Genomic DNA, 8,630 nt, shown 5'->3' on the forward strand with positions numbered 1-8,630 from the left:
ACGTTCTGGCCGAGCCTGGCGACGTCCAGCAGGCGTCTGACGCCGTCCACGACCCCGGCTGCTCAGCCCGCGGCGGGCTGCGGTTCCAGCAACTGGTCGACCGGCGCGTACGCGTCGGTCAGCACCGGTGCGTCGCCGATGAAGGCGTCGAGCGACGCGCCGGTGATCACCTGTTCACCCTCGCCGCGGGCGTCGAGTTGGCGCTGGATCGCCATTGCATCGACGGCGTCAGTACCGACCATCACGAAGTTGCCGCCCACGTCGCCGGCGAGCCGTTCGGGCGGAGCGATCACGGCGGTCGCGTCGAACACGTCGCCGAGCGTCGCCGCCTCGGCCCGTGCGAACGCCAGCGGCGGATGGTCGATCATGTTCAGCACGTAGACCCCACCGGGGCGCAACACGCGGTGGATCTCGGCGGCGAACTCGGCCGTCGTCAGATGCCACGGGACGGCGAGGCCACCGAACGCGTCGCCGATCACCAGATCCTGGGAGTCGTCCGGTACGTTCTCCAGACCCAGACGCGCGTCGCCCGTGCGCACCTGGAGCTTGGGGTCCGTGCGCAGCCCCAGTTCGTCGCGTGCGAGCCGCACGAGTTCCGGGTCGAGCTCCAGCACCAGGCTCTCGCTGCCGGGACGCGTGGCCTCCAGGTAGCGCGGCAGCGTGAACCCGCCACCGCCGATGTGCACCGCGTCGAGTGCGCCCGGTGGCAGCGTGGCGTCGACGACATCGACCACGTTGCGCGCGTAGCTGAACTCCAGATGTGTCGGATCGTCCAGGTCGACGTAGCTGTGGCGCAGCGTGTCGAGGATCAGCAGCCGACCGCTGTCGACCTCCTCGTCCGCGAGGACGGTCGCGCAGAAGTAGGCGGTCTCGTGCTCGCACGGTGTGCCCAGCAGCAGGCCGACGGCCGCCAGCCCCACGGCACCCATCATGGTCGCGGTCGGCGATCCGGACTCCTGTCGTGGCAGCCAGGCCCACAGTCCGACACCGCCGGCGACGATCCCGCTGCCCAGCGCCACGACGATCGGCGGTGTGGGGAAGGCTGCGAGCAGCACGAATCCGGTCACGAACGTGCCGAACAGGGCGCCGGCGGTGCTGATGGCCGACAGCCGTCCGACGGTCCGTCCGGTCTCGCGCAGGCTCTCGAGCTGGATCTTGACCACCATCGGCGTCACGGCGGACAGCACGGTGGCCGGTGCGAAGAAGCCCAGCAGCGCGAGCGTCACGATCGACACCGGGCTGCGTCCGGCCAGCGCGGGGCCGAACAGCCGGATGAGGGGAAGACAGGCCAGTGCCAGCAGGCCGCCGAACGCGATCACCGGGCCGAGCATCGTCCGTGGGTCGCGGGCGTCCGCCTGTCGGCCACCCCACCAGGCGCCGAGGGCGATGCCCGCCAGCACGACGCCGATCACGCCCGTGTAGGTCTCCAGGGTCACGCCGACGTACGGCGCCAGCAGTCGACCTGCGAGGATCTCGAGCATCAACACGCCCGCGGACGTGGCGAAGACGATGGCGGACGCGAGAAGGGCCGGCATGGCCGACAGTATGCCGGGCTGCGACGGCACGGCAGCGCGCGACCTCCGGGGCGGAGGCGGGCGGGGCGGCAACGTCGGCGGCCGGCCCGAGGCGCGCGGTGACGAAGGACCGCCGACGAAGGGAACGCGGGTGGGAGACGCCGACGCCGTGCGCCGGGCCACGGCCGCGCAGTTGCACACGCAGGCACGGTCGTGTGCCGAGATGGGTTCGCCGCTGTACGCGCACCTGCTGGAGCGTGCCGCCGCCGACTGCGCCGCCGAGGGACCGGTGTGGCAGGTGCTGCGCGACCATGCCGCTCCGGCCCGCGGTGATGCGCTGGCGTTGCGGTTCATGGCTGCCGTGCACCGGCTCGTGCTGCAGCGAGGCGCACCGTGGCTGGCGATGTTCTACCCGAGCGTCGGTGGGTCCGGCGGACCCGATGGCGCCTGGGAGGCCTTCCGCGCGGCGCTGGTCGAGCATGGCGGCCGGATCTCGGCGGATGTGGCACGCCCGTGCCAGACCAACGAGGTCGGGCGCGCCGCCGCGATCGCCGTCGGGCTGCTCACCGTCGTTCGCGCCACCGGGATGCCCCTCCGGCTGCGCGAGGTGGGCGCGAGCGCGGGACTGAACCTGCGCTGCGACCGGTTCCTCATCGGCGGCGCGGGTGTCACGATGGGAGACCCGGCGAGTCCGGTGGACCTCTCGGGCCACTGGCGGACGCCGCCGCCGTGGGTGCCCGACCGGCTGCCGGTCACCGACCGCCGGGGATGCGACCGCGACCCGGTCGATCCGCTGACCGCCGAGGGACGGCTGGCGCTGACCGCGTCGGTCTGGGCCGACCAGCATGAACGGCACCAACGCCTGCGTGGGGCGCTCGCGCTGGCCGAGGAGGTCCCGGCGGCAGTGGATCAGGCGATGCTCGACGTGTGGGCCCGCGACCAACTGGCGGAGCCGCCGTCGGGTGTGGCGACGGTGCTCTACCACTCCGTGGTGCTCGAGTACGTGCCGGCCCACATGCGCGCCGCCTTCGTCGCGACGGTGGCGGAGGCGGGTGAGCGGGCCACGCCGGATCGCCCGTTGGCGTGGCTGCGCGTCGAACCGGTCAGCCGGCTGCGCCACCACGGCGTCGAGCTGACGATGTGGCCGGGTGGGGCCACGATCCAGCTCGCCCGCTGTGGCGCACACGGAGCCGACGTGGTGTGGGCCGCTGACGACAAGCTCCCGCCGCGCGGGTAGCCTGCACAGCACGATGACGACTCTGCCGCTGCCGGACGTCACGGGATCGGACGCCGCACTGCGACGGTTCCTGCACGGTCTTCCAGGCGTCGACCAGGTGGGTGCCGAAGGCCGCGCCGCGGCCCTGGCGACCCGGTCCATCAAGCGTGACGCGAAGCTGTGGGCGATCGACCTCGCGATCGGCGTGACCGACCTGACCACGCTCGAAGGTGCCGACACACCGGGCAAGGTGCGTGCACTGTGTGCGAAGGCATTGCGCCCGGATCCGACCGACGACGGCGTTCCGCCGGTGGCCGCGGTCTGCGTGTATCCGGACATGGTGCCCGTAGCCGTCGAGCACACGGCCGGACGTGATGTGCGCGTGGCGTCCGTCGCGACGGCATTCCCGTCGGGGCGTGCGTCGCTGGACGTCAAGCTCGCCGACACGAAGGCCGCCGTGGCCGCCGGGGCGCACGAGATCGACATGGTCATCGACCGGGGCGCCTTCCTGGCGGGCCGCTACGGCGCCGTCGCCGAGGAGATCGTGGCCACGAAGCAGGCCTGCGGTGACGCCCACCTGAAGGTGATCCTCGAGACCGGGGAACTGGCGACGCTCGACAACGTCCGCAGGGCGTCGTGGCTGGCGATCCTCTCGGGCGCCGACTTCATCAAGACCTCGACCGGCAAGATCGCTCCGGCGTCGACGCGCCCGGTGGTGCTGGTGATGCTCGAAGCCGTCCGCGACGCGTTGCCGATGCTCGACCGTCGGGTCGGCGTGAAAGCTGCCGGCGGCATCCGCACCACCAAGGACGCCATCCGCTACCTCGTGCTGGTCAACGAGATCGCCGGACCGGAGTGGCTGACCCCGGACCTGTTCCGCATCGGCGCGTCGAGCCTGCTCAACGATCTGCTGATGCAGCGCGTCAAGCAGCGCACGGGCGCCTACGCGGGCCCCGACTACTTCACGATCGACTGATCCGTGCACGGCAACGCCGCGTTGCCCGGCGGCGCACCGGTACTCACGGTCGTCGACCGGCCGGCCGAGCGAAAGGACCACCGATGACCGACGTGTGGCAGTACGCGCCGGCGCCCGAGTCGCGGGAGATCGTCGATCTGCGCAGCGAGTACGGCCTGTTCATCGACGGCGAGTTCGTCGAGCCGATCGACGGCGAGATGTTCAAGACGGTCAACCCCGCCACCGAGGAGGTGCTGGCGGCCGTCAGCGCGGCCGGTGCCGCGGACGTCGACCGCGCCGTGTCGGCCGCCCGTCGCGCGCAGATGGATGTGTGGGGCCCGATGTCGGGCGCCGAGCGGGCGAAGTACCTGTACCGCCTTGCGCGGGTGATCCAGGAGCGGGCGCGCGAGATCGCCGTGCTCGAGACGCTCGACAACGGCAAGCCGATCAAGGAGTCGCGCGACGTCGACGTTCCGACGGCCGCCGCCCACTTCTTCTCGTACGCCGGGTGGGCCGACAAGCTCGAGCATGCGGGGTTCGGGCCGGACCCGCGACCGGTGGGTGTGGCGGGTCAGATCATCCCGTGGAACTTCCCGTTGCTGATGGCGGCGTGGAAGCTGGCACCCGCACTCGCGACCGGCAACACGTGCGTGCTCAAGCCCGCCGAGACCACGCCGCTGACGGCGTTGCTGCTCGCCGAGATCCTCCAGGAGATCGATCTGCCGCCCGGTGTCGTCAACATCGTCACGGGGGCGGGCGACACCGGTCAGGCACTCGTCGACCACGACGGCGTCGACAAGATCGCCTTCACCGGGTCGACGGCGGTCGGCAAGCAGATCCAGCGGGCCGTCGCCGGTCGGCCGACGCGCCTGACCCTCGAGCTCGGTGGCAAGGCCGCCAACGTCATCTTCGACGACGCGCCGATCGACCAGGCGGTCGAGGGCATCGTCAACGGCATCTTCTTCAACCAGGGGCACGTCTGCTGTGCGGGATCGCGCCTGCTCGTGCAGGAATCGGTGCTCGAATCGGTGATGGACCGGCTCAAGCGGCGGCTGGGGACGCTGCGGGTCGGCGATCCGCTGGACAAGAACACCGACCTCGGGGCGATCAACTCGGCCGAGCAGCTGGCGCGCATCGTCGAGCTGACCGACAGCGGCGAGGCCCAGGGCGCGCAGCGCTGGCAGCCCCAGTGCGACCTGCCGGATCGCGGCTACTGGTTCGCGCCGACCGTGTTCACCGGCGTCAGCCAGTCGCACCGCATCGCCCGGGAGGAGATCTTCGGGCCAGTGCTCTCCGTGCTGACCTTCCGGACCCCGGACGAGGCGATCACGAAGGCCAACAACACCCCCTACGGCTTGTCGGCCGGCGTGTGGACCGAGAAGGGCAGTCGCATCCTGTGGGCGGCAGAGCGTCTCCGCGCCGGCGTCGTCTGGGCCAACACCTTCAACAGGTTCGACCCGACGAGCCCCTTCGGCGGCTACAAGGAGTCGGGCTTCGGCCGCGAGGGTGGCCGCCACGGTCTGGCGCCGTACCTGGCGGCGTGACCGCGTCGGTGGGACGGGGCGGGGACCGAAGGCGTGTCCGCTCAGCGGGCGAGCGCTGTAACGCTGGAGTGACTGCCGGACAGTACTGACCGAAGCCACACGACGGGAGGAACCGGTGGCGACGGGCGAACAGGAGCACAGAGCATTCTCTGAGCTGTTTGCGGCCGCTCATCGGCGGATCTGGGCCTACGCGGTGCGCGGCGGTGCTTCGCCGGCGGACGCCGACGACCTCGTCGCGGACGTCTTCGTCGTCGCGTGGCGGCGGCTACCCGAGATCCCGACCGATGACCCGGTGCCGTGGCTGCTCGCCGTCGCGCGCAACGTCCGGCGCAACCAGCGGCGCTCCGGTCGCCGGTCCGACGCGCTCGTCGAGCGGCTGCGGACCGAACCGCCGTCGGTCGCCGAGGCTCCGACCCGCGTGCAGGGTGAGATCCGGGCGATGCGGCGGGCGCTGGCGGCGCTGTCGGACGCTGACAGGGAAGTGATCCAGCTGGCGGCCGTCGAGGAGCTGTCACCATCGCAGATCGCGCAGGTGCTGGGGTGCCGGCCGGTCACAGCCCGCGTGCGGCTGCACCGCGCCCGTGGTCGGTTGCGTGCGCTGCTCGCAGACACGTCCACCGTGCACCCGACCGCCGACGTGACCACTGAGAGGAGCGGCTCGTGACCAGAGGTGCACGCACCGACCTCGACGCCCGCGTCGCCGCGGCATGGCCGATCACCGTCGACGAGGCGGCCGGCCCATCCACTGAGGTGCGCGCGGAGATCGACCGCCGCATCGACATGGGGGTCGATCCCATCGATCCGGTCAAGGGCCCGGCCGCACCGCCCAGTGTGCGCCCGCGCCGGTGGGCAGTGGCGGTCGTCGCCGCGGTGCTCGTGGTGGGCGCGATCGTCCTCGGTGGCGTGATCGCCCAGCGTCTCACCGGAGACACCGGCGTGATCTCGCCCATCGACGATGATCCGGTCGACCCCGCGGGAGGGGCGATCGAGGATCCGCGCCGTCTGCTCGACGCGGCGGTCGAACGCACGCGCGCGACGCTCGACGACAGCGGTCTGCGGTGGTCGACGGAGCTGTGGCGCACGGCGCGTCCCGTCGATGTCAGCGTTGTCACACGCGAACAGCTCGGGTCTCCGCACGTGGCGAGGTACCGGGAAGCAGATCGTGACGGCGACTGGTCGCAACGACCGGTGCCGGATGCCGGCGCGCCGCCGCTCCTCATGCGAGGTGTGGACGGCCAGGTGTTCGCCCGGATGGACGGCGGCGGAGAATGGACCGAGATCACTCGCCACGAGGGTCTCGATGGCCCTCGTGGTCGGACCACGAGCGACGGGCGCACACGTGGCCGACTGTTGGACCGCGAGAGACTCATGGACGCGGTGGCTGCGCTGCGCTTCGTCGAGGCGGCGCCCTCCGACGACGGGCTGATCCATCTGGTCACACCCGAGCGTGGCAACGAAGGGCCGCTTGCCGTGGCCATGCTGACGCTGCCGGGCGGAGCCGGTGGGCAGCCACGGGGCCTACAGGCCGATGTCGCGATCGATCCCGCATCCGGAAGCATCCGGGAGGTGACGTTGTGGCAGCGGCGCACATTCGATGCCGAACTGACCGGTGAAGAGTTGGACGTGGTGTTTCGGACCGCCGTGGCACCGCTGGTCGGCGCCGACGTGCCCGACATCGTCGCTCCCGACACGCGGCGCGTCGCCTCATTGGAGGACTTCTGCACGACGTCGGACGCCGATCCCGGACGATGCATGACGGCGGCGTTCGTCCGCCCCGGCTTCGACCAGCTCGACGACGTCGTACCCGTCGACCCGTAGGCCCGTACGCCGGATCCGCTTGGCTGCCGTAGCATCGGGCGTGACGAGAGGATCGGGTGTGACATGGCGGTAACACGCAAGGCTCTGGGTGCACTGGCGACCGGCGCGGTCGCGGTCGGCGCGGGGGCGGTGGGAGCGCTGGTCATCGGCCGGCTCGCGATCGGGCAGGCCGCCATGCGGCGAGTCGCGATCGCCGATCTGCAGATCGACCACCTGGCCGTACGTCAGCTGACGCTCGACGGGGTGCCGATCACGCCCGACGACCTCGGCGCCGAGAGCACGGCGCCGCGCTCATGAGCGACAGGTTGGCGGTGCGCAAGACGTACAAGCTGTACGTCGGCGGCGCCTTTCCCCGCTCGGAATCCGGACGCAGCTACGAGGTGACGTCAGCCTCGGGAGAGTTCCTGGCCAATGCTTCGCGCGCATCCCGCAAGGATGTCCGCGATGCTGTGGTCGCGGCTCGCAAGGCGTTCGGCGGCTGGTCGGGGCGCACGGCCTACAACCGGGCGCAGATCCTGTACCGCGTCGCTGAGATGCTCGAGGGTCGCAGCGCACAGTTCGCAGACGAGGTCGCACGATCAGAAGGGCTCGACGCCTCGGACGCGACGCGGGTCGGCGCGGCGGTCGTCGACCGTTGGGTCTGGTACGCGGGATGGGCGGACAAGGTCAGTCAGGTCGCCGGCGCTGCGAACCCGGTGGCCGGCCCCTACTTCAACTTCAGCGTCCCCGAGCCCACCGGCGTGGTCGCGATCATTGCGCCGCAGGCGTCGAGTCTGCTCGGCCTGGTCAGCGTCGTCGCGCCGGTGATCGTCACGGGCAACACCACCGTCGTCGTGGCCAGTCACGAGCGGCCACTGCCCGCGATCAGCCTCGCCGAGGTGCTGGCCACGTCGGATCTCCCCGGCGGTGTCGTGAATCTGTTGACCGGACACACCGAGGAGCTCGCGCCCGTCCTCGCTGCGCACATGGACGTCAACGCGCTCGACCTGACGGGCGTGGCCTCCGACCAGCGCGGTGAGCTCGAGCGTGCCGCGGCCGAGAACGTCAAACGGGTCCTTCCTTCGCCCGCGGAGGAGCCCGACTGGACGGCCGACCCCGGCACCGGACGCCTGCTGGCCCCGCTGGAGATCAAGACGGTCTGGCATCCGGTCGGCATCTGATCCGACCGGTGGGACGATCTCACCGTAGAGCGCGTGTGGCATCCCCACACCGGGCGCGCCGCATCGCCGCCGCGCCATCGAGGTCAGCCGCTGACGGCCCCTGCCCGTGCGCGCTCGGCCAGCTCGTCCTCGTCGGCCTCCTCGCCGAGCACCTCGATGTCCTCGAGACCTGCGCCGGCCTCCATCTTGCCCGCGCCGTAGCGCTTACGTGACCGGACCTCCAGCCGACGCGCGATCCGTGCGAGCGCGAAGATCACGATGAAGTAGAGGATCCCGGCGAGCACGAACGCCTGGAGCTGGTTGCTCGGCGGCGCCTGGGCCAGTGAGCCCGCGCGCCGCAGTGCCTCCTCGTAGCCGATGACGAAGCCGAGCGACGTGTCCTTCGTCAGCGTCGCGAGCTGGGCGACGATCGCCGGGATCATG

9 protein-coding genes are annotated in these 8,630 nt (G+C 71.3%); 7 read left to right on the forward strand and 2 right to left on the reverse strand.

The genetic code is table 11. The features are described 5' to 3' along the window. Positions 1–62: 62 nt before the first annotated feature. Positions 63–1,535 (reverse strand): fused MFS/spermidine synthase, encoded by a 1,473-nt coding sequence (locus tag VFZ70_00930; protein HEX6254350.1) that lies wholly within the window; start codon positions 1,533–1,535, stop codon positions 63–65. On the opposite strand from VFZ70_00930, the gene VFZ70_00935 reads away from it, so the two are divergent. The 7 genes from VFZ70_00935 (at position 1,534) to VFZ70_00965 (ending at position 8,207) form a co-directional block, all read left to right on the forward strand. Further along, positions 1,534–2,751 carry a DUF2332 domain-containing protein gene (locus VFZ70_00935; protein ID HEX6254351.1) on the forward strand — a complete coding sequence of 406 codons (1,218 nt, stop codon included), beginning with the start codon at positions 1,534–1,536 and terminating at the stop codon, positions 2,749–2,751. The genes VFZ70_00930 and VFZ70_00935 overlap by 2 nt on opposite strands. 13 nt (positions 2,752–2,764) lie before the next feature. Beyond that, entirely contained in the window at positions 2,765–3,706 is a 942-nt protein-coding gene (gene deoC, locus VFZ70_00940) for a deoxyribose-phosphate aldolase (protein ID HEX6254352.1), read from the forward strand. Between the two features lie 83 nt (positions 3,707–3,789). Next, a complete protein-coding gene (locus VFZ70_00945) occupies positions 3,790–5,229 on the forward strand; it encodes an aldehyde dehydrogenase family protein (GenBank protein ID HEX6254353.1) in 1,440 nt (479 codons plus the stop codon). 115 nt (positions 5,230–5,344) lie between these two features. Further along, the gene (locus VFZ70_00950) at positions 5,345–5,893 is read left to right on the forward strand and encodes a sigma-70 family RNA polymerase sigma factor (GenBank protein ID HEX6254354.1); all 549 of its coding nucleotides are present in this window, start codon (positions 5,345–5,347) and stop codon (positions 5,891–5,893) included. Continuing rightward, the gene (locus tag VFZ70_00955; GenBank protein HEX6254355.1) at positions 5,890–7,047 is read left to right on the forward strand and encodes a hypothetical protein; all 1,158 of its coding nucleotides are present in this window, start codon (positions 5,890–5,892) and stop codon (positions 7,045–7,047) included. Before VFZ70_00950 ends, VFZ70_00955 begins: the two co-directional genes overlap by 4 nt. 63 nt (positions 7,048–7,110) lie before the next feature. Continuing rightward, on the forward strand, positions 7,111–7,344 hold the full coding sequence (locus VFZ70_00960; protein HEX6254356.1) for a hypothetical protein: 234 nt from the start codon (positions 7,111–7,113) through the stop codon (positions 7,342–7,344). Further along, complete coding sequence (locus tag VFZ70_00965; GenBank protein HEX6254357.1) at positions 7,341–8,207, forward strand: aldehyde dehydrogenase family protein; 867 nt, start codon at positions 7,341–7,343, stop codon at positions 8,205–8,207. Before VFZ70_00960 ends, VFZ70_00965 begins: the two co-directional genes overlap by 4 nt. Before the next feature lie 83 nt (positions 8,208–8,290). Here VFZ70_00965 and VFZ70_00970 read toward each other — a convergent pair. Further along, on the reverse strand, positions 8,291–8,630 hold a 340-nt coding region (locus VFZ70_00970; GenBank protein ID HEX6254358.1), incomplete at its 5' end, for a hypothetical protein.

The organism is Euzebyales bacterium, assembly GCA_036374135.1.
GTDB lineage: Bacteria > Actinomycetota > Nitriliruptoria > Euzebyales > JAHELV01 > JAHELV01.